This is a genomic window from Pseudooceanicola sp. NS-SX8 (genome assembly GCF_057380755.1).
This window is the reverse complement of sequence record NZ_JBXXRX010000003.1, coordinates 1-20,445: the sequence shown is the minus strand read 5'-3', so window position 1 is coordinate 20,445 and position 20,445 is coordinate 1. Positions and strand designations below refer to the sequence as shown.

General features: G+C 57.8%; 19 protein-coding genes. 6 read left to right on the top strand and 13 right to left on the bottom strand.

The window, feature by feature from the left end:
• Positions 1–8: 8 nt before the first annotated feature.
• The 6 genes from AC2IR1_RS23005 to AC2IR1_RS22980 all read right to left on the bottom strand — a co-directional run bounded on the left by AC2IR1_RS23005 (position 9) and on the right by AC2IR1_RS22980 (position 4,682).
• Entirely contained in the window at positions 9–725 is a 717-nt protein-coding gene (locus tag AC2IR1_RS23005) for a type IV secretion system protein (RefSeq protein ID WP_486476556.1), read from the bottom strand.
• The gene (locus tag AC2IR1_RS23000; protein ID WP_486476555.1) at positions 722–3,076 is read right to left on the bottom strand and encodes a VirB4 family type IV secretion/conjugal transfer ATPase; all 2,355 of its coding nucleotides are present in this window, start codon (positions 3,074–3,076) and stop codon (positions 722–724) included. Before AC2IR1_RS23000 ends, AC2IR1_RS23005 begins: the two co-directional genes overlap by 4 nt.
• A complete protein-coding gene (locus AC2IR1_RS22995; protein ID WP_066013902.1) occupies positions 3,076–3,405 on the bottom strand; it encodes a VirB3 family type IV secretion system protein in 330 nt (109 codons plus the stop codon). Before AC2IR1_RS22995 ends, AC2IR1_RS23000 begins: the two co-directional genes overlap by 1 nt.
• A 19-nt stretch (positions 3,406–3,424) precedes the next feature.
• Positions 3,425–3,712: a TrbC/VirB2 family protein gene (locus tag AC2IR1_RS22990; protein WP_088664335.1), complete on the bottom strand. Its 288-nt coding sequence runs from the start codon at positions 3,710–3,712 to the stop codon at positions 3,425–3,427.
• Positions 3,713–3,724: 12 nt separating this feature from the next.
• Entirely contained in the window at positions 3,725–4,297 is a 573-nt protein-coding gene (locus tag AC2IR1_RS22985; protein WP_486476554.1) for a lytic transglycosylase domain-containing protein, read from the bottom strand.
• Between the two features lie 115 nt (positions 4,298–4,412).
• On the bottom strand, positions 4,413–4,682 hold the full coding sequence (locus tag AC2IR1_RS22980; protein ID WP_211785601.1) for a hypothetical protein: 270 nt from the start codon (positions 4,680–4,682) through the stop codon (positions 4,413–4,415).
• Between the two features lie 295 nt (positions 4,683–4,977).
• Between AC2IR1_RS22980 and AC2IR1_RS22975 the strand changes: the two genes are divergently transcribed.
• The 3 genes from AC2IR1_RS22975 (at position 4,978) to AC2IR1_RS22965 (ending at position 7,675) form a co-directional block, all read left to right on the top strand.
• The gene (locus AC2IR1_RS22975; RefSeq protein WP_486476553.1) at positions 4,978–5,742 is read left to right on the top strand and encodes a hypothetical protein; all 765 of its coding nucleotides are present in this window, start codon (positions 4,978–4,980) and stop codon (positions 5,740–5,742) included.
• A gap of 320 nt (positions 5,743–6,062) precedes the next feature.
• Positions 6,063–7,292: a replication initiation protein RepC gene (gene repC / locus AC2IR1_RS22970; RefSeq protein ID WP_486476552.1), complete on the top strand. Its 1,230-nt coding sequence runs from the start codon at positions 6,063–6,065 to the stop codon at positions 7,290–7,292.
• A complete protein-coding gene (locus AC2IR1_RS22965; RefSeq protein ID WP_486476551.1) occupies positions 7,289–7,675 on the top strand; it encodes a hypothetical protein in 387 nt (128 codons plus the stop codon). Before repC ends, AC2IR1_RS22965 begins: the two co-directional genes overlap by 4 nt.
• A 99-nt stretch (positions 7,676–7,774) precedes the next feature.
• Here the strand turns inward: AC2IR1_RS22965 and AC2IR1_RS22960 are convergent, their stop codons facing one another.
• From AC2IR1_RS22960 to AC2IR1_RS22935, 6 genes are all read right to left on the bottom strand, one after another.
• Positions 7,775–10,102 (bottom strand): DEAD/DEAH box helicase, encoded by a 2,328-nt coding sequence (locus AC2IR1_RS22960; RefSeq protein ID WP_486476550.1) that lies wholly within the window; start codon positions 10,100–10,102, stop codon positions 7,775–7,777.
• Positions 10,102–12,036: a site-specific DNA-methyltransferase gene (locus AC2IR1_RS22955; protein ID WP_486476549.1), complete on the bottom strand. Its 1,935-nt coding sequence runs from the start codon at positions 12,034–12,036 to the stop codon at positions 10,102–10,104. The genes AC2IR1_RS22960 and AC2IR1_RS22955 overlap by 1 nt, the downstream gene beginning before the upstream one ends.
• A 227-nt stretch (positions 12,037–12,263) precedes the next feature.
• Positions 12,264–12,821 carry a recombinase family protein gene (locus tag AC2IR1_RS22950; protein ID WP_486476548.1) on the bottom strand — a complete coding sequence of 186 codons (558 nt, stop codon included), beginning with the start codon at positions 12,819–12,821 and terminating at the stop codon, positions 12,264–12,266.
• Positions 12,822–13,223: 402 nt separating this feature from the next.
• The gene (locus tag AC2IR1_RS22945; RefSeq protein WP_486476547.1) at positions 13,224–13,571 is read right to left on the bottom strand and encodes an MliC family protein; all 348 of its coding nucleotides are present in this window, start codon (positions 13,569–13,571) and stop codon (positions 13,224–13,226) included.
• A gap of 530 nt (positions 13,572–14,101) precedes the next feature.
• Positions 14,102–15,250, bottom strand: a complete 1,149-nt coding sequence (locus AC2IR1_RS22940; RefSeq protein ID WP_330628095.1) for an HPP family protein — start codon at positions 15,248–15,250, stop codon at positions 14,102–14,104.
• Positions 15,251–15,372: 122 nt separating this feature from the next.
• On the bottom strand, positions 15,373–15,798 hold the full coding sequence (locus tag AC2IR1_RS22935; RefSeq protein ID WP_406721746.1) for an RrF2 family transcriptional regulator: 426 nt from the start codon (positions 15,796–15,798) through the stop codon (positions 15,373–15,375).
• 146 nt (positions 15,799–15,944) lie between these two features.
• Between AC2IR1_RS22935 and hmpA the strand changes: the two genes are divergently transcribed.
• A complete protein-coding gene (gene hmpA, locus AC2IR1_RS22930; RefSeq protein ID WP_339110164.1) occupies positions 15,945–17,126 on the top strand; it encodes an NO-inducible flavohemoprotein in 1,182 nt (393 codons plus the stop codon).
• A gap of 215 nt (positions 17,127–17,341) precedes the next feature.
• On the opposite strand, the gene AC2IR1_RS22925 is transcribed toward hmpA, so the two are convergent.
• Positions 17,342–17,938, bottom strand: a complete 597-nt coding sequence (locus AC2IR1_RS22925; RefSeq protein WP_486476546.1) for a recombinase family protein — start codon at positions 17,936–17,938, stop codon at positions 17,342–17,344.
• Positions 17,939–18,122: 184 nt separating this feature from the next.
• Between AC2IR1_RS22925 and AC2IR1_RS22920 the strand changes: the two genes are divergently transcribed.
• Positions 18,123–19,535: a Mu transposase C-terminal domain-containing protein gene (locus tag AC2IR1_RS22920; protein WP_486476545.1), complete on the top strand. Its 1,413-nt coding sequence runs from the start codon at positions 18,123–18,125 to the stop codon at positions 19,533–19,535.
• Positions 19,536–19,540: 5 nt separating this feature from the next.
• A complete protein-coding gene (locus AC2IR1_RS22915) occupies positions 19,541–20,353 on the top strand; it encodes an AAA family ATPase (RefSeq protein ID WP_486476565.1) in 813 nt (270 codons plus the stop codon).
• Positions 20,354–20,445: the final 92 nt, after the last annotated feature.

Sequence of the window (20,445 nt, the reverse complement as noted above, 5' to 3'; positions counted from 1 at the left end):
GTGTCTCCTCAGAAGCTGTCGTCGCCGTAGATGCTGGTGAAGGCCGCGCTTTCCTTGGCACGGCGCTGTGCGGCGACTTCGGTCTGGCGCTGTTCTTCGACTTTCGCCTGGGCCTGCTGGAGCATGGCGAGGCCCTGAATGCGGTTGGTGTCGTTCTGGAGCATGGCCTGTTCCACCGCGATCCGGGCGTTCAGCGCGTCCACCTCCTTCTGGGTGGAGACGGTGCCGATCTTGCTGCGCAGTTGTTCAAGCCCTGCCAGCCGGTCATCGGAGAGCGACACGATCCGATCCCCGACAGCGGTATCGCGGGCCGACTGGTTGCGGATGCGGTCCAGTTCGCTCTGGTAGAAATCATCGGCGTCGATATTGGCGCCATCCAGCGCGGAGAAGTCGGCTGCGTCCTGCGCCTTGCCCGCCAGATCGCCCAAGTCATCGAGATCAATGTCGAAGTCGCTGGCGATCTGCATGGCATCCGCACCAAGAAGTTCGCGGACATCGGGCGAGTTCAGCGCGCTGACGATGGAGTCCATGTCGGTCAGGCCGTTGATCGAGGCATAGAGCGCCTTGGCCTGTTCTAGCTCTTCGACCATCTGGGCGATTTCCTTGACGAACTCGGCCTTGGCGTTGGCGATAGCCGCGGTGTCGACCACGGGCACGCCTTGGGCATGAGCCGCAGTCGAGAGGGAGATCGCCAGCGCAGCGGCTGACACGAGAAGCCTTGTCATCGGAGGTCCTTCCTTTTCTGGAACAGGCGGGGGAGCCAGTCTTTCGGGGCCGGGTGGTCCTGCATCAGCGCGTGCATGATGGCGTTGGTGGCAGTGCGGCCCGACAGGACGGTCAGAACGTCATCGAGGCCCGACAGGTCGAGGTCGCAGACCACCGAGTTCTGCGCCTGCTTGATCAGGAAGTGGCCGAGGGGTAGCTCGTCGCGCACGATTTGGAACTCGCGTTCGGACAGGCCGAACTCGTCGACCAGATCCTTGCGGTTGGCGCGGTCGGAGCCGAAGAAGATTTGGCTGGCGCATTGCTCGATGATCGTGCGGGCAATGGGGCTATTCACCACGTCGGAGGCCGACTGCGTTCCGGCCACGATGATGCCGTTCTGCTTGCGGATGACCTTCAGCTTGTTCTTCACGAAGTCCGAGAAGTAGGGATCGGACAGGGCCTTCCAGAACTCGTCGATGAAGATCGCGATGCGCTGGCCGGTGATCAGGTTTTCAACCCGGCGCATGAGGTACATCATGATCGGGTTGCGGATTTCCGGATCGTCGAGGAAGGCCGTGATGTCGAAGCCCACGAGGTCGGCGTCGAAGGCGATGGTGTCTTCGGAATTGTCGAAGACCCAGCCGAGGCGTTCGTTGCTCAGCCAGCGATCCAGCCGGTTGCCGATGTCTTCCGCACCGCCGCCGAACCCCAGTAGCTCGCGCAGGGCGGAGACGGTGCGGCCAGTGCGCGGCAGGTTGGACAGGCTCGCGACGGCCATCTCGATCCGCCGGATGTCCTCAGCCGAGAAGGTGGCGCGCTCGCCGCCCAGCATGGATTTGACCAGGTCGACCATGAAGGCTTGGCCGTCCGCATCAAGGTCGATTGCCATGAACGGGGCGCAGCCGGTCGGGCGACCGGATTGAAAATCGAGATAGGAGCCGCCCGAGGCGCGGACGAAGATCTCGGCCCCGTAATCTTTGTCGAAGAGCACGCGCTTGGCCCCGAACTTTTCCAGCTGTGACAGCAGGAAGGTCTGCACCACCGTCTTGCCGGAGCCGGAGGGGCCGCAGATGAAGGTGTGGCCGAGATCACCGACATGGAAATTGAAGTAGAAGGGGCTTCCGGCGCTGGTCTGGAGCTTGCTGACCGCATCGCCCCATTCGTTGCCGTGCCGGTGGCCGGTCGGGTAATTGTGCAGCGGCGACATGGCCGTGTAGTTGCGGCTGGTCACCATCGCGACCCGCGCCCGGTGCGCGTGGTTGCCGGGAAGCTGCGCCCAGAATTGCGGCTCAAGCCCCATGTCTTCGCGGGCGACGACAGCCCCGGATTCCGACAACAGGTTATGCGCATCGGCCGCGCGGGCTTTCAGCTCTTTGGCATCCTCGGTCAGGACGGTCAGGGACAGGTTATGCTCGCCCATCACGAACTCGCCCGACATCAGATCGTCGCGGGCGTCGCGCAGCCCGTCCGCCTGGGACACGGCGGGGTCATTCGCGTTGCGCAGCCGCCCTTCCTTGAGGGTCATCTGGCGCATGGCCTCGTTCTTGGCCGTGCAGCGGAAGGATTGCGTCAGGACGAAACGGAACGGGGCAGTCAGCAGATTGTCGAACATGTTCGGGCGCGTGCGGGCGTGGTATTCCTTGATGCCGAACATCGCGCCATAGGTGCTGGCGGCGGCATGGCGGATTTCCAGCGCCTCCCGCCCGAAGATCACCCGGTCGGTGTAGATCGCACTGCCGATGGTCCCGTGAACCAGCGGGACCGGCTCATACCGGCCAGAGATCAATTGCTTCAGGACACTGGCAGGCTCGGAGATCAGCAGGTCGCGGTGGTCCCTGATGATCGAGAGCTTCCGGGGTCGAAAGCGGCTGAGGCTGCGGGTCAGCTGCGTGGTCTTGTCGTCGAGATCGTCCAGAAGATCCTGGTCCACCTCGATCTGGCTGGTGCGGGCGCGACGGACGCCCTTTGCCAACCGTCCGCCGGGCAGGCTGCGGGGCTGCATGTAGACAGTCAGATACAGATCGTTCCGGAACAGGCGCTTTGCCTCGATGCGGCTGCGATAGCTTTCGTCGATCCAGCGGGCGAGCTCGGTGACATAGGTGCCAGACGGATAGTCGTCATCGGTGGCCCGGACCACATGGACATAGGCCATGACGGTGTCGTCAGCGATGTTGCGCAGCGCGTGGCTGAGCTGGTTGTGCAGCGTGTTGATGAGCTGGGTATCCGCCGTGCGGAAGGAGACGCCCTCAAGCTTCAGCATCTGGAAGGCACCCCGGTTGCGCGTGATGATCGTGTGCGCGTCCGAATGGCGGATAAAGGGAAGGTAGCGGTCTGCCGTGTTCTCCGTCTTGATCTTGTCGAGCAGGCCCATCAGTCGATCTCCTCGATCTTGTAGAGGCGGCGGAGACGCAGGGGGGATGTCGATGATCCCCCCCAGAGGCTCCGGTTCCGGCACCGGGCATTTGTGTCCAGCCAGCGAAACAGGATTTGGAAAGCGTTCTGATCGCGCTCGACGATCAGGCGAGAGACGCCGAGCAGGGGGATCGCAATGGGCAGGTAGAAGATCGAGTCTGCGGCGATCATCGCCAGCCCGCCGATGCCGCAGCACATGGCGAAGGCTTCAACGGGGATGCCGAAGATCATCGCCGGGCGCGTGAGGGCGAGGAACAGCACGTCCTCGTTCATCTTCACCTTTTCCATGTGGTGCCCTCCCTGCCGGTCAGCCGGTGATCATGCTCAGCACCTCGGAGGAGGCGTAGATCAGGACGACGCCGCCAACGGCCCAAGCGGCACGGCGCAGATCGACGAAGTTGAAGAGCCACCCTGCGCCGATGAACATGAGCGCGATCAGGGCAATGGGCTGCTTGGCGCTTTCGAACTCGTCGAGGATGTTATTCAGGAAGTCGGTGAAGCCTGCCGCAGCGGCGGGCTGCGCCGCTGCGGTCAGGACCGCAGCCAGGAACATCGGGGCGCCGATGCTCCGGTGGCGGGTCAGAAAGGTCTTCATGGTTGCGTCCTTCTATTGGAAAACCAAGGCGTTCGATCCGGTGGCCGCGCCGAACACGTCCCATCGTTTCGCGCTGTCCTTGTCGTCGCTCAGGGAGGGTGACCGCTTTTCTATCGAGGGGGCGGTCACGGACCCCTCTCCCAGCACGCGGGCCACATAGCCGTTGTGGAAACCACGCGTGAAAGAGCCGGTGTTGTAGGAGGAAAGCGCCTGGTGCAGGGCCTGCGTCCGGTCTGCTCCGGCATCGCGCGCCCGGTCATAGCCGTCGCGCAGCACGGTTTCCGCAGCCGTCAGGTTGCGGCAGGCATCGAACACGGTGGCGGGCGTCAGCTCGAGCCAGGATAGGTTGGCGCTGTTGATCTGTCCGAGGCCCATGTCGATGGACTTGCCTTCTGCGATCAGGCGGGCAGCGATTTGCGCTGCCTCATTGGCGGAGCGCGGCGCATAGGACGCGCGATCCGGACCGTTCACGCCGATGGCGAACGGGTTGAAGCCACTCTCGGCGGCCACGAGCTTTTCCATGATGGAGGGGGCGACACCGGGCGCGCAGTTTTCGGCGACGGCCCGGAACGCGGTGGCATTCATGGGCTCAGCCTGCGCGAGGCGCGGTGAGCCGACGGTGAATGCTGAAAGGATCGAGAGGGAGAGGAGGGAACCGCAGAGCGGTCGGAGGATCAGCCAGCGCAGGGCGCCGAGGCGATCACTCGGTGTCTTCGTCTTGTCCGGATTTCGGGGCAGGCACCCAAACGCCTTCGGCGTCAGGGAAGATGCGCATGTGGAAGCTGACCAGCGCATCGGAAGACTTGAAGACGCGGGCTTCGCCAGTCTTCGAGGAAATAACCGGGCTGGCCGCGCCGTTCGACTGAACAGCCCAGAGCTCCCAGTTCCATCCTTTTGGGGTGTGAATCGGGCGGTAGTCGAGCTTGCCACCCTTCTCAAGGAAGTTTTGCACTGCATCAGTCGTAATCACGCGTGGGTTCCACATTGGCTGACACCTGTCGTTGGGAATTTCTGGACAGGTGCTGCGTATCCTTGAATCACGACTTTTTTCAACTTTAAAGCCCTTTTTTGAAAAAAGCGCTTAACAACTAAAAATCGCCTATAGTGATGAAAAGCGCCAAACATGTACTTAGCGTATTTGACAAACTGCGCTTGTTCTGGAAGTTTGGCGTCAAATTTGGTGCTTTGGCGCTATTCATGACAGGCTCCGCTATAGGATGATCACCCCGCTGTGACCATCGTGCGAGCGGGACACCGGCGGGGACATGCCGATCAAAGATGCGAAGGAGGCAGAGGCCTTGATCCTAGATGGACATGCGATGCGGCGCGCCGCCGCGACTGCCTTGACCTGTGCGGGTCTCACTTTGGCGGCTCCTCCGGCTGCGCAAGCCTATCAGATCGACTGCGCGATCCTGATTTGTCTGGCGGGAGGCTGGCCCGGCAGCACCGAATGCAACGAAGCGCGATCCGTCTTCATCAGCAGGATCACGCCTTGGCCGGTGGAGCCTCCCTTGCAGATCTGGAACTGTCCCTTGGGCGTGTCCTACCGCCCGCCTCAGGGCCAGAGCCCTCTGCCGCTTTTGCGTGAAGCTTCGAGCACGCCGATGCCTTCGACACCGCAGCCATTCTCGGCCGTCCTGGAGGGGCTGCCTGTGCCGACGACTAAGAAGGATGAGATTCTGTCCCTGATCGCGGACTATGCCGATGACAACGGCGTGGCGGATGTCGACATCAGCGGGTCCGAGTATGACTTCGTCCGCTCCATCCGCGTCTACAACGTCGAGTATGCCCGTCAGCGTGAAAGCGGTGGTGACAATGGTGACTGTCGCCGGAGCGAGAAGGTCCGTGTCGGCACCTATGGCGTGCAGGGCGACTTTAGCTGGTCCGGCAGTTCGGTCGCATCATTGCCGGATGCTTTCGAAGGTCTTGCCGGTTGGGGGGAGAGTTGTCCGAGCCTCTATCAGCGGTCCGTCTTCATCGACTGGACCGATTACCAAGGGAAATATGGCTATGAACAGGTGGATTACTAATCATAGTGGCGGCGCTGGCGGTGGACTACCAGAATTGCGGCCTCAAACGAAACCCTGTATGCCTAATGACACAATAATGCGACCGAGAGAGTCGTGACGAGGAAAGGAGCAGTAAGGAACCCCAAAAATTAAAGCCCCCGCGAAGGCGGCAACCTTCCACGGGGGGCTGTAGGACCTAGGGCCGGCAAGCCCGAAAACGTCTCTAGTCAAGATCGGTTCTACCAGCTTCCCCACATTGCAGGCAAGTCAAAAACGCATTTGTGCGACCAGTAGAAGTTTGCCTGCCGCCGCCTCGCTTCACACGAACGAGGATCGAACAGATGCATGTATCCCAGGCTTTGCCTGTCCGACGGCGTGAGGCCGTCAAACCAACGCTTCCACGCGGCATGGAGCGCGACGGCTTTGTCGCGCTTGTCGATGCGGTTGCTTCCAGTCTTGGCATCGGTGCTGCGGCGATGATGACCTTTCGCACCATGATTGCGTCGACCAGGCCGAGCGCGTTCAAGCGCGGCCCGGACGAACCGTGCTGCTATCTCAGCCAGAACGAGATCGCGCACAAACGTGGTGTCACGGCTTGCCGCATCCGAGAGCATGAGGCGGCTCTTGTCCGCGCAGGGCTCATCGAGAAGCGGACGATGGCGAATGGGGCGCGGTCCGGCTTTTCCGGTTGCGGCGTCTTCTTCGGCGTGGCGATCGCGCGCGTCGACGAGTTCCTGTCCCTGCGCGACGAGATCGAGGCAGATCGCAGGGCTCATGCCCGTCTGCGAGGGCAGCGCAGTTCGCACAAGCGGCACCTGAAAGGCATTCTGTGCGAGCTGGTCGAGCGGCATGGGCTGACAGCAGAGGTCGAGCGCATCCATCAGACCTTTACGGAGTGGCCGTCAGGCCAGGCGCTTCACCGTATGTCGCTCGAAGAGCTTCAGAGCCATGAGGCCGAAGCCGAAGCGCTGACGATTTCCGCGTCTACTTTGCTCTATGAAACGCATGATCGACCGCTCGAAAACGAGCGCTCTCATATACAAGATACAACTCAAGATTCTAACGAAGTAATCTGTAACGACCCTGTCGATATGCGGAGCGTGGACAAGCCCACGCACACGATTTCTGATAGGTCGCAGCCTAACGGCCGCGTCCATTGCTTAGAAAAGCAGGATGGGGCGGCCAGCGAAGCGCACAAGTCCAAATTCATTCAGAACCTCGGCAGTGATCGTCTATATGGCCTCTGTTCCGAAGAGATGAAGATGTGGCTCGACATCGAGCGCCAGAAGCGGGGCAGACTGGACTTCCATTCCTTCGTGATCGCCGCGCAGAAACGTCTGCCTGAGCTGGGCATCCACCCATCTGCCTGGGAGGAAGCCGTGGGCCTTCTGGATGAGGATGCAGCGATGCTTTGCGTGCTGATCACCGATGCGAAGGTTGCAGATCCTGAGGTTACCATCCTTTCCGCCGGTGCCTATCTGCGCGGGATGGTGCGGGCGCAGCGGACTGGCTCTCTGAACATCATGGGAAGCCTGATCGGCCTGAACGAGCGGAGCAGGAGGCGCCAGTGAAGCTACTGATCTTAGCCGCTGCCATCGTGGGGGGCTTTGTCGTGCCTGCGGCCGCTCAAGAGCTTTGTATCGAGCCCATCAGACCAGAGGCTGCACACCTTCTCGATGCAGGGTTTTCCGGTGCAGAGGTTCGGTCGGAATTTCGACGCTACTTCAGCGAGGTCGAGGACTACCTGAACTGTTTGAACGAAACCTCAGGCCGCATCAGGGATGATGCGCGAGCTGCTGCCTATGACTACCAGCATGTGCTGGAAACGACGGAACCTGGCCGCGGCGATCAAGAATCTGATGGATTTTCGCCTCCGAGTGTTGAGATGAAGGACACAGGAGAACTATTCTTAGACTATCGGCCAAGAATTACGGGAACCCAAAAAAATCCATAGTACGCTCTATATGAAATGAGATCTTTCAGGGCTATCTGGCGATAGCCCCATTGCTAGCGTTATGAAACGGATAATTTTTAGCCGCCGAGAAATATTACCCTAATCAAGACGAAGAGCGTTCTCTACAGCTTCCTTTTCCGTATTACAGTGGGTTGGCTGAAGCCGCCCGTTGCGCCATGCCCAGACTGTAAATCCAGTTTTGGAGCGCTTGTGAACGGTACCGTTGAGGATTTCAACATGCCCTTCGGAGACGAGCCGAAGTAGAACACGTTTCCCTGCTTCAGCTCCGTCAATTTCGAAGAGCTTTGAGGCAGAAGCTTCCACAAGAAGATGGTCCCCTTTAGTATCAATAACTATTACAGTCTTATCTACCCATACAAGAAAATCCGGCCAATAAGCCTTACCTTCGTGTAGGAGAGGAAGTGAGTACCCGCTTCCCACTGGATTGCGCGCCCAGACCCTCTGGGTCCTGTCGAGAGCTCTCGCAAATTTCACCTCAAGTGTGTTCAGGCCAGAGTACTTTCCATGCAGCGAGCGTTTGAATTCTTCATTTGAGGTCGGGTCGATAGCTATCGGACCAACTGAGTATGGGGGATCCACATCATTTTGGAAAATGACCGAGTGCTGGATATAAGCAGAGACCACATCTTGCGCCTTGGTCCGCAGGTGATCGGCCGCAGGGCTGCTCAGTTCAATCATCGCGTCGAATTTGGGCTCCTCAATATCTACGAGGTTCACTGGCCCTCCTGCCCTACGTAAACCACCAGGATAGCTCCGCTGAATCTCCCGCCGGAAGACAGAGCGAGCCGTGACGCGGTTTGAATGCTCTACAGGGACCCACTCAAACTGAGCGTCGGATTCTTCTCCTACCTTTTGGAGCACCTGCATCCTGCTTCCCTGACCCACAGTATTTTGTGCGTCCGAGCGGAAATCCATTATTGATTTGACAATGAGTGAGATTGGTTCCCGGGCACGGCTGCTTTCGATCCCAACGGTAGGTATGGTACGTGGCGGCTGCGGGTCTATGCGGTCGCGCTTTCCACGCGATTTTTCATCCTTCACCACTAGCGCGATGGAGGGGTGCTCAGAGGCCAAGTCTTTTCGTATATCACTCAGAATATCGTCAAAGACCCCCTTCTCATCCGTTCGGATGTGGAAGTGCGCGGTATTCAGGATTGGGTCGTTGTAGTGCTCAGCCCCTGGCTGACGTAGCACCCGGCCAACTACCTGTGTGATCTGCCGCGCTGAAGCCATTTCCTTGTCAATGTAAGCGAAGCAGCAAGCGGGATCATCCCAGCCTTCTTGAAGACCGAGATTAAAGATGACGTGTTCGTAGTCTCCTGCCGTGAAACGGGCGTAGTCCTTCTCGCCGCCGTCAAACAGGTGCATCTCAGGAGGCTTGGGGGAGTCCTTCGAGAACTTGAGCTGGCAGTAGACTGCTATCTTTTCTGGCTTGATGTTGGCGATTTCAACGAGGTGACGCCAGATGAGAATTGGCCGAGCCTGCCTTTCCTTGAAAGGCCGCTTCAAGTCCTCGGAAATGGACATCCCATCGACCGTGTTCGTGGAACAAACGTAGATAGCCTTTGGCGTGAAGGGGAGCTTGTGATCCTTCGCAACTTCTTGCGCTAACTTCAGATCACCAAGCAGGTTATCCAGTGCCGGCTCGAGAGGTGTAATATAGCCGTCGATAGAGATACGCTCTTTCACAAGCCCTGAGAGCACGACTTCTGGGCTCGCAACTGAGGTGGAAAAGTCCTCGTCCTTCCAGCCCTTGTCATTGCGAAGGCGCCCCATGACGTTGTTGAGGCGGGGCGGCAGGGTAAGGGTGGCGCTCGCGACGATGAGCGCGTCTGGGGACAGTTCCAGCAGCCTTTCAGATTGCAAGTCCGAAAGGTTGTGTCCTTCATCATATACGATGATAAGCGGACGCCTTAGTCCCTTCTCGGTTTGGCGCTTCTTCAGCTGATCCCACAGAGACTCTTCTGCAAGGTCGAGCTGAGCCCGATATACTTTGCGGTCTTCGCTTGCACTATCCTCAACGGCAAACTTGCCAACTGTCGCTACCAAAAGAACGGGAGTGTCGGCGCTCGACAAGTGGTCGGGGGCGACCTCTAGGAGGGGCACGACGTTGAAACCGGAAAGGTTGTCCGCATATTTGCCGGAGGACAGGTTCTCGAAGGTCTGGGAGACAACCACTCTTCCTTTCGAAATCCACAAGACAACTGGGGCTATACCGAGTCCATTTCGCATCTGCGAAACCGCATCTGCTAGCATGAGTGTCTTGCCGCTCCCGGTGATCGCAACCAGGGTCTGAAGAAAAGGGATCGTCGTCGTGCGATCGACCATTAAGGGGTTAGCAGAATATTCGAAAAACCGTTTGGCGATCTGACTCGATGCCCGTTCTTGGAAATCAATGAGCTCCATTAAATGCTCTCGTCCTCGTTATTGTATTCGTCGTTCTCATTCAGGCCGAGATCCGCGAGAATCTTGTCGGGAATTTTCCAGAAGCGAACGTTGGGAGACTGGAACATCTCGTAGCGAGCGTAAACGTGAAAAGGAGGCTCAATACTTGCCTTCCTCGCTTCTAGGGCGACCTTCCTGTAGGTGTCGATACTGAGGGAGCCAACCGGCCCTCCATTGTCCCAGATGAGGAAGTACCCTTCTCCGTTCTGATCTAGACCGACTAAGTACTGATAGCTCTCCTCATCGACGCGCTTCAAACTTGGAGCCGAACGTTTGTGGTTCTCCCAGTGTGAAGTGAGAACGACATCTATGAGCTCGTCTCGCTGCATCGTGAGCACCGTCTTGGCGTCGATGGTTTTGGTAAGCAGGCGGTATTCAAACCCGCCGCCCAGAGGCGTTGCCTTCTTCCCATTTGGCCTCTTGCCGGTGGCGGCATTGTGCAAGCGTTGCCAAGTGAGAGTCCGCGCGTACTTGTCGCCGTTGTCAGGAGCTCCCTGCTCTATGAGGATAAACCTCCGGTCCGCTCCCGTCTCGTGGTTCATTTCAAGGACCGCGTGACCAGTTGTTCCAGAGCCTGCATAAGGGTCCAGAATGAGGCCGTTATCAGGGCACCAAATCTGGATGACTTTCTTGATAAGCTTTAGCGGTTTTACGGTGTCAAATCCGTGACCCCGCCCCACAACAGCGTCGAGCTCTTCGATACCATCTCGAGAACGGCCGCTGAGAGACTTTGCCCAGGACACAGCATCCAGCTTCAGCGGCGGTTCACCATCCTCCATCCAGAAGGTGTTGGGAACGGCTCCCTTCTTCACCAGTTGCTTGTGGTTTTTTTTCACCGGTTTTTGGAGGCCATCGACACCCCAATACAGCACTGGCCAGTTGCCTTGTTCAAGTCGCACACTGGCTTTGTTGCTCGCAACGTCGATGAGCTTTTTCTTCTGGGCGTCCGTTCTACACCTAGACCACCCCTTCAATACCAGAGCTTTTCCACGCTCGTCTCCTAAATCTGCCGTCTCGTAGGCAACGCCCCAAGCCTGCAGCCAAGACTTCATCTGGTTACGGTTATTTGCCCAGTGGCGTATTCCAGGGTAGTGGAACTCTCCCGTAAAGGGAGACTGGATGGCATAATCCGCAGAAGCGCTATATCCTTTTCCGGTAAGATCGCCCTGCTTCCACTCTCCAAGCTCATCGTTATCGACATTTCTGAAACGAGCGTTCGATTTCTCAGTGCGATCCAGTTCTCCAGTTTTCGCAAGATCTAGGTCCTTGGCATAAACCAAGACGTATTCCGTTGTTACCGACACGCCCCCAGCTTGGTTCTTGGATGTAGTCTTTTCCCAGTTAATAATGCCTAGCCGGTTCTTCTCCCCGAAGACTTCATCCAGCATCATACCCAAGTGAAAAAGCTCGTTGTCGTCGATGCAGATTGCAAGCACCCCTGAGGGCTTGAGCATCGCCTTCATGATCTGAAGGCGTGGCATCATGGCCTTGATCCATTTGGTATGGCGCGAGCCATCTTCGTTGGACACAATCGTCCCGAGTTCAGGGTCGTTCGGGTCGTTGTCCCAGCGGTCGTTGTAACGAAAGTACTGCCCAGTGTTGTAGGGCGGGTCGGTGACGATAAGGTCCACCTGCCCGCGATATTTGTAGAGCGTCACCATAGCTTGAAGGTTTTCGCCCTCAATCAGCATGTTTTTAGACTGCGCCTCAGGAGAGCCAACATGGAGCTTGGTCTCCCGCCGTGTTTGGCGTGGGCGTACCTTCTTGGAAATTTGCATAGCCGAGCGCTTGCCGTGGAAGCTCAGTGCAACACCGCTCGTCATCATACTTTTGGCTAGCCGCTCAAGCTCTTCCCTGGAGAGCCTCGAAAGCTCTGTTTCAAAATCAAATTCCATGCGTGTTTCCTAGTGCGTCGCGACGCAGTGTTCTTACTATGTTCTCGTTAAGCGCTTGTGATCAGTTGCGCAAGGATAGGACGGCCTTCGGAGATTCTGCGAGCCGGCGGTCGTGCACTCTTCCTGTCAGGTGTCTCGGACGGTTTGCGGTTTTCCAAGATCGTACACAAGAAGGATGTGCCGTTCTGCTTGGCCTCCGTTGATCTGCGGATTGTGGAATACTGAGATCATGATCGATTAGGTTTGGTGGAAAGTGCGCGGTATACGGTCATTCTGGAAATTCCGAGCTCCCGAGCAATTTTGGCCTTCGGCATTCCTGACGCTGCTAGCCGCCGGACTTCAGAGGTGTTGATGGACTTGCGGCGCCCCTTGTAGACACCTCTGCCCTTTGCCGCCTCGATACCCGCGCGCTGGCGGTCGCGGATGAACTGCAGTTCCATATCGGCGACCATGCCCAAAACCGTGACCACCATGCGTCCAGTTGGCCCAGCTGTGGTAACTTCAGGGTCTAAGATGCGCAGAGAAGCGCCTTTGCTTTCCAACTCATGCGCCAGGTTCAGGACGTCGCGTGTTGACCGGCCGAGGCGGTCAAGCCGATGGACGACCAACTCGTCCCCCGTGCGCAGAAATTCGAGGATGGTCTCCAGCTCTGTCCGCCCTGCCCTCGACGCGCCGGACGCGGTCTCAGCACGAATGATCTCGCACCCGGCTTCTTTCAGCTTGGCTCTTTGGATCTCAAGGTCCTGGCTCGCAGTGCTGACGCGGGCATATCCGATGCGGGGCATGGCATTCTGTCACATTAGGGTGGCTGTGACACTTATAGTGTATCACCTGCGTTCGAGCCACCCATTTGTGACCTTCCGCGATATTTGGCGCATTTTCTTCAGGGCTAAATGGCGCAAAATAGTATTGAAACCTGCGAAGAGAACCCTCGTGCTGTGCACGGCGAAAGTCCGCTTCGAGCCCAATTTCAGCTTTCCGCGCTGAACGAAACGCCCCTCCGGGCAAGCCGGGGCGGTTCAAATTGTGAAAAATTTCGTTGAGTGTAAGAGTGAGGGGGAACGGAAGGGCGCCAACTGATGCTAATTGAAACCCGGACATTGTACGTAATGACCGTCCTGGCGTTGATGAGTACGCCGGGACCAAGCCAGTTATTGATGCCCGCCGCGCCACTTTGTCTCCTAGCTTCACTCATTGTTTGGGGTGCATTGCAGCAGGGACTCTTCCTTGATCGTATCGGTCAGCGTGACATTCTCACCCTTTGTCCACCATTCGTACCGCCCAGACACGTAACGGGCACCTGAGGCGGAGACGACGTTGACGAATACACGATGATCTTCATCCACTGGCACCAGTGCCAGCACGTCGGATTCTGAAGTGAAATAGTGCACGACGAACGGTTGCCCTTCGTCGCATTCGTATTCTATCGTGCGTATCGCCATGTCTTCGGTATCAAAGCCGAGCGAAAACGAGACGTCCGCCGGTGCGGCCGAAGCTAATGCGACAGTTATCGCAATACTTGACACAAAGCGCATAAAATATCCTTCCTGTTTGTCAGAGACGGCCTTAGTAACAGCCGTTGTCCACGATCCTACTCCGACTGTATGGCTCCTACGAACGGCAGAAAACTCCGCATTTTGAGCCTTCGCCTGCCCTGCGTCCAAGGTCCGGTCCGGGTCGGAAATGCTCGGCGGTTGGGTCGGGATTGCTTGCCACGCCACGCTGCCAACACTCAGAAAACCGCAGCTTGGAGTCGCTTTCGCTAGACGTTCGACAGCCTGACCGCCGCGCAGCGCCAACGGCGCGAAGTGTGGCCCCGGGCCACATTCCAGATCAGCCGTGAGTCCCGCAACCGGGGATCTCAATCGAGAAAAAGCCCGCGCTGTCCAGCGTGGCCCCCTAGGGCCGCGCCTTGCATCCTGCGATGCTGGACAGCGCCCATATCGCCACGGGAAGCGAGCAGGTTGTGGGCAGGGCGGGCGTCGCAAAAGGCCGAGGCAAAGCCGAGGGAACCTGGTCCTGTTTCTGTATCTTGGTCTCTTGATAGCGTTCCCGCCTTGACTGATCACTGGTTAGTGCGTGCAGCGCTGCGCGCCAGAGCAGCGATCAAATCCGTGCGTGTGACGATGCCCACGATTTTTCCGTACTCAATGACGGGGACGGCGTCAGTGTCTCCGTCTGCCATCATTGGCAGAAGAGCCCCAATCGGCGTGTTGGTTGTTGCTCGGGGCCCTGCCACGCTCATAATGTCCCCTGCCACTATTGGTTTTTCGCGTTCGCGATCCAGCAGCCGTCGCAGGGCTGCCCCGTATCCTCTATCAAGGCGCATCGCGTCACTACGGGCTTGAGTGATGAGGTGCATTTGAAAAATCACCCCCAAGAATGTCTTGTCGGCTTCAATCACTGGAAGAGAGGTGAACCGGTGCTGTCTGAAGAGGTCGGCAATATCACCGAGGGATGTGCCCGGACCGACGGTGACGAGGTTTCGGGACATGATGTCCTGAGCTGACAAAGGTCCTGAGGAATGCGCGGCGGCTTGTAGTTCTGCTGCACCGATTAGCCGTGCGAGGTCTTCGACGCCCAAGTTGAACGATTGGCTGTAACGCTCAAGTATATTGGTCAGTTCGTCCTCCGACAGTCCCAGGCGTTCCGTGGGGTTACGATCATCAGTTCCGTGCTTGCTGAGATCATCAAACTGCCTGAACGGGTAGTGACGTCCAGTCAGGCGCGCATAGATGACGGCTAGAACTACGAGTGCCGATGTGCCCATTGCAATTGGGGTGAGAGCAAACCAGAAGCCAAGATGCGTGACGGCGTCGGGCGACATGGCTGCAGTCATAGCGACCGCACCCGCAGGAGGATGGACTGCCCGACACAGAATGGTTGCGGTAATAGCGAGCCCCACTGCCAAAGCAATCCGCAAGGTTGGATCGGAAACAGTCAGACAGACGGCGACGCCGACAATCGCCGCAACCGTGTTCCCGACAATCGCCGACCATGGCTGTGCAAGCGGGCTGTTGGGAACGGCGAACAGCAATACTGACGATGCCCCGAAAGGCGCAACGAGGTAGAGACCCAGTTCCATGTCAATCTGGGGAGAAAGAAGAAAAATTCCGGTCAGCCCGAGGCCAATCAATGCCCCCAGCCCTGCGCGAAACGCTTCAATGCCCGAGACGCGAGCAACGGCGGGACCTAATGACTTCAGAATGTGCAAGCTCGAACCTATCCGTTCTAGAAAGAAATGTTGGCGCTGCCTGGTACCAAGCGCTGGAGCAGCTGGTGCCAGAGAGCACACTGACCTGACCACCGACATCGTCGTCTCAGATTTGGCTTGAGCTAGGCTGTATCCATACCGAAATCGCTTGGAGCAAGTGCGACATCAGCAACAGAATATCGGCCAAGCGTTTCGATGAATGCCTTTCGCGCGGCGATTAACGGTGGGATCAGTTTGCAGCTTTCGGTAATCGTGCAGCGGTTACCGGTACGCATGCATTCCACCAGGTCGAAATCCGTTTCCATATGTTGAATAATGTCGCCGACAGAGATTTCTGAGGCTTCACGCGCGAGGTATAAACCGCCTCCACGTCCTCGCTGCGCGGAAAGCAGAGCTCCTTGGGTCAGGGAACTGACTACTTTCATGATTGTACTGCGCGGAAGAGCATAGGTCTGCACGATCTGATCAATGTTGAAGCGCCGCGGATGGACCGACGCGGCATAGATCATAATTCGTAGCGCCAGGTCTGTGGTGTCATTTAGCCTCATCAGTTGTGCCCTTTCCGTTCCGCTCGGAGTCTTCGCGAAAAAAATGCGACAGTATGACGCACTGTTAAATACATTCCGTCAGTTGGAATCATTTTATTACGCCTTATAGATTCCAATGATCGGAACCTATAAGGCAGGAGAACGGCATGGCCAAGCCCCTCACCGAGGCAACTCTGGAAATCATCGAAGCAACAGCGCCGGTCGTGGCTGCTCACGCAGATCAGATCGTGCCCAGCATGTACAAACGGCTGCTTGCCGCCCCCGAAATCAGGGCGCTTTTCAACATGTCCCATCAGCACGGGAACTCTCCACAGCACAAGGCGCTGGCAGGAGCGCTAATTGCCTATGCCACCCACATCCGAAACCCGGGCGTCTTGGTATCTGCGCTGGAACGTATTGCGCAGAAACACGTGGGCCTACAAATCTTGCCGGAACACTATCCCCACGTTGCCAAAGCTTTGCTAGGCGCTGTCTCCGAGGTTCTTGGAGAAGCTGCCACTCCTGCTATCCTTGAGGCATGGGGCGAAGCCTACTGGTTCCTTGCGGATACGCTGATCGAGCGGGAAGAGGAAATCTACTCAGTTTCAGCGGCGGCCGAAGGAGGGTGGCGAGGATGGCGACGTTTTGAGGTCATCGAGAAGTCCCCGGAAACCCCAGAGATTACATCCTTCGTCCTGCGCCCGGTTGACGGAGGATCCGTTTTGCGCCATCGCCCCGGCCAGTATTTGAGTTTCCGCTTCGCCCCGGAAGAGGGAGAAGAGTTTCGTCGGAACTATTCGATTTCCTCCGCTCCAAATGGCAAGACCTACCGTATTACCGTTAAGCGTGAGCCAGGAGGCCGGATTTCCAACTGGCTTCACGACAGCGTGGGCGTCGGATACGAAATTGACGTCTCCGCTCCTGCGGGCGAATTCTTTCTCGATCCTGCCGGTAAGCATGATGTTGTTCTTCTCTCCGGCGGCGTCGGTCTTACGCCTATGGTGTCGATGTTGGAAAGTTATGGTGGGGGAAATCGACGTATCGTGTCCGTGCACGCGGCCCGCGATCGCGAGCGCCATGCAATGCGGAACGCGCTGAGCCTCGGAGCGACCGAAAGTTACGTCTTTTATGAGCAACCCACAGATGCGGATCTGAACGCGGGTGTCCGCCCTGGTCAGATTGACGTAAGCTGGCTGGCCGGTATTAGTGATACGGGCTCCACGGACTACTTCGTTTGCGGTCCAGTCGGTTTTATGAAAGCCATAGTCGGCGGTCTTCAGGCTGCCAATGTTCCGGCTGCGCGTATCCACTATGAATTCTTTGGCCCTGCAGCAGAACAGATTAGCTAGTGGACGGATTTCTACGCACCGAATGGTGGGGTTAGGCTCCCCTTTCTGGGGCGGTCTCGAACAACCCCTTCCGGGAGTTGCGCCACGGCGCAGCTCCCAGTTTTCTGCGGTTGGGAGCCACTTCATCGTCATACTGCATTTGTACCGGCTGATCGCTGAATGTCCGGAAGGTCCGCACAGCGTTAGTTCATGTAGGGCGCGGCGAAGGTCAACTATCACGCTTCGATGAATACTTCAGCGCTCGGCGTCCGTTGTAGAACGCGATAGACCGTTGGTCGCGAAACGTCGAACAGTTCTGCCAGATCGCTGATGGAGTAGTCGCCCGTGTCATACATGCGTCGCAGCTCTGTCTGGCGGCGATCCGACAGCTTGGGCTTCTTGCCTTTCAGCTTCCCCTTGGCGCGGGCAACAGCCATGCCCTCTTTGGTGCGCATGCGGATCAAATCGGCCTCGAATTCGGCGAAGGTGGCGAGAATGTTGAAGAACATCTTTCCCATCGGATCGTGCGGATCATAGACCGACGCTCCCAAGGCAAGCCTCACCCCGCGCTTTGCCAACTCATCTGCGATAGACCGAGCATCCGGAACTGACCGTGCCAGCCGGTCTAGTTTCGGAACCACCAGCGTGTCGCCGGCTCTCACGGCCGCCAAGGCCTGCGCTAGTCCTGGCCGCTCGCGGTTCGTCCCAGTCAAGCCATGGTCAGTATAGATGCGGTCCGCAACTACGCCGAGATTTAGGAGGGATGCCGTCTGTGCGGCAAGGTCCTGTTTGTCGGTCGAGCATCGGGCGTATCCAATGCGAGTTTCAGACATGCGGGCGTCCTTTGAGAAATATTATATTGGGGCCATACAGAATTGTAACGGAAAAGGCCCGTTCAATGATACTATCACCGTACCAGTTAAATGAGAATCGATTTCCCCTTGAATATTGGGTGAGGCCCGGAGGTAGTACGGCGTCCGCTCAGCGTTCCCCTTTCGGACAGATCGGAGAAGCAGAATGGATGAAGCGATGCGCCGGTTCGCCGCTCTGCGGCCTCATCTGGAAGAAGGCGTTTCTCTGGCCGCAGCGGCCCGCGCGGCTGATGTGCCAATCCGGACGGCGCAACGCTGGCTGTCGCGCTATAGGCTGGAAGGTCTGGACGGCCTAAAGGTAAGGAAGCGATCTGATTACGGTACTCGCAAACTGCCCACGGCCTTGATCGCTTTGATCGAGGGGCTGGCACTTCGCAAGCCGAGGCTGTCCTGTGCCGCGATCTGTCGACGCGCCAAAGCGATTGCGAAGAGCAGGGATTGGCCGGTCCCATCCTATGGCACCGTTCATTCCATCGTGCAGGCGCTCGATCCTGCGGTGATCGCGCTGGCGCAGGATGGGGCGTCAGCCTATCGAGACCGATTTGAGCTGATCCATCGACACAGGGCAAGCGCACCGAATACGCTTTGGCAAGCGGATCACACGATGCTGGATATATGGATTATTGACGCGAACGGAAAAGCAGCGCGCCCGTGGCTGACCGCGATTATGGACGACCACTCCCGTGCAATCGCTGGATACTTGGTTTTTCTTGGCGCACCATCGGCTCTGCAAACGTCTCTTGCACTTCGACAGGCCATCTGGCGCAAGCAAACCCCGGACTGGCCGATATGCGGCATCCCAGAAAGTCTCTATGTCGATCACGGAAGCGATTTCACGTCCGAACATCTCGAACAGGCAGCGGCCAGCCTGCGGTTCCAGATCATCCATTCCGCCGTAGCGCGCCCGCAGGGCCGCGGGAAAATCGAACGGTTCTTCGGCACTTTAAACACCGAGCTACTTCCGGACCTGTCCGGTAATATAGTGAACGGGAAACCAGCAACACCACCGAAGCTGTCGCTGGCCGATCTCGATGCTGTCATCGGCGCGTGGATTAAGGATACCTACAATGCCCGCCCTCATCGCGAGACGGGGCTGTCGCCGCTGACGTCGTGGTGCGCGGACGGCTGGCTTCCTCAAATGCCCGACAGTATCGACGACCTCGACCTGCTGCTCGTCATGGTCGCAAAGCCTCGACTCGTGCGCCGCGACGGTGTGCATTTTCAAGGGCTGCGTTTTATGAGCCCGATCCTTGCTCCTTATGTCGGCGAAAGCGTCACGATTCGCTACGACCCGCGCGACCTCGGTGAGATCCGTGTCTTCCATAAGAACCGCTTCCTGTGTCGCGCCATCAGCCCGAAACATGCCCATGAGACGATCACGCTGAAAGATATACAGTCAGCCCGTGCGGCGCAGAAGCGCGCCCTGCGGCAACAGATCAATGAGCGGGTCAGCATCGTCGCGGAATATTTTCCGGAGGCGACAGCCCGTAGGAAAACCGAGATCACGCCTCGACCGCAACGCAAGTCGAAACTCCGAACCTATCGGTCGGATGATTGACGATGATGGGACAGCGCAATGGTACATTCATCGCCACGAAAGAACATCGCCGCTTTGTCGAGTTCGCAGGCGCTGTACAGAAACACCGGTATATCGGAATCTGCTTCGGCCCGGCCGGTGTCGGAAAAACGATGTCGGCGCGGCGTTTCGCCCGGTGGGACAAGGCCGAACCGCTCCTGACGGAGTGGGGGCCACGCGACGCATCGGACGTCATCGCCTATGAGGCATTGGCAAAGTCACGCGCAGTTTTCTATACACCGACAGTTGGCGGCCCGGTTCGAGAGGTTCGTGAAGATTTACGCCGTCTTATAGCCCGCGCAGAAGGTTGTATCGATCTGGCGCTCAACCCGGGTATGGTCATTCCGGAAGGCCATAGCCAAGGCCGCATGGAAATGCTGATAGTCGATGAAGCCGAACGCCTTTCGACGCAAAGCCTTGAGCATGTACGCGATATTTTCGACCGGACCGGTATCGGCGTGATCCTGATCGGAATGCTCGGCCTGGAACGGAAACTGGAACGCTATCCGCAGTTCTACAGCCGGATCGGCTTTGCCCACCACTATCGTCCGCTGAAGGGAGATGAGCTGACCTTCGTCCTCACCCGCCACTGGCGGAAACTCGGCCTGCAACTGGACGCCGCCGATTTCACCGATCACCAAGCGATCGCATCCATCGCCCGCATCACCGGCGGCAACTTCCGGCTTCTGCATCGCCTCTTTGTCCAGATCGAGCGCATCCTTAGGATCAACGAGCTCTCGCTGGTTACTGACGATGTCGTCGAGGCGGCACGTTCCACGCTGGTAATCGGTGCCACTTAGTGCTGAAAGAAGTGCGCCAGATAACGCCGGAGATCACACATTGAAACGTATCCCATGGGTGTACTCAATTGATACGCCTGGGGGTTGGACTT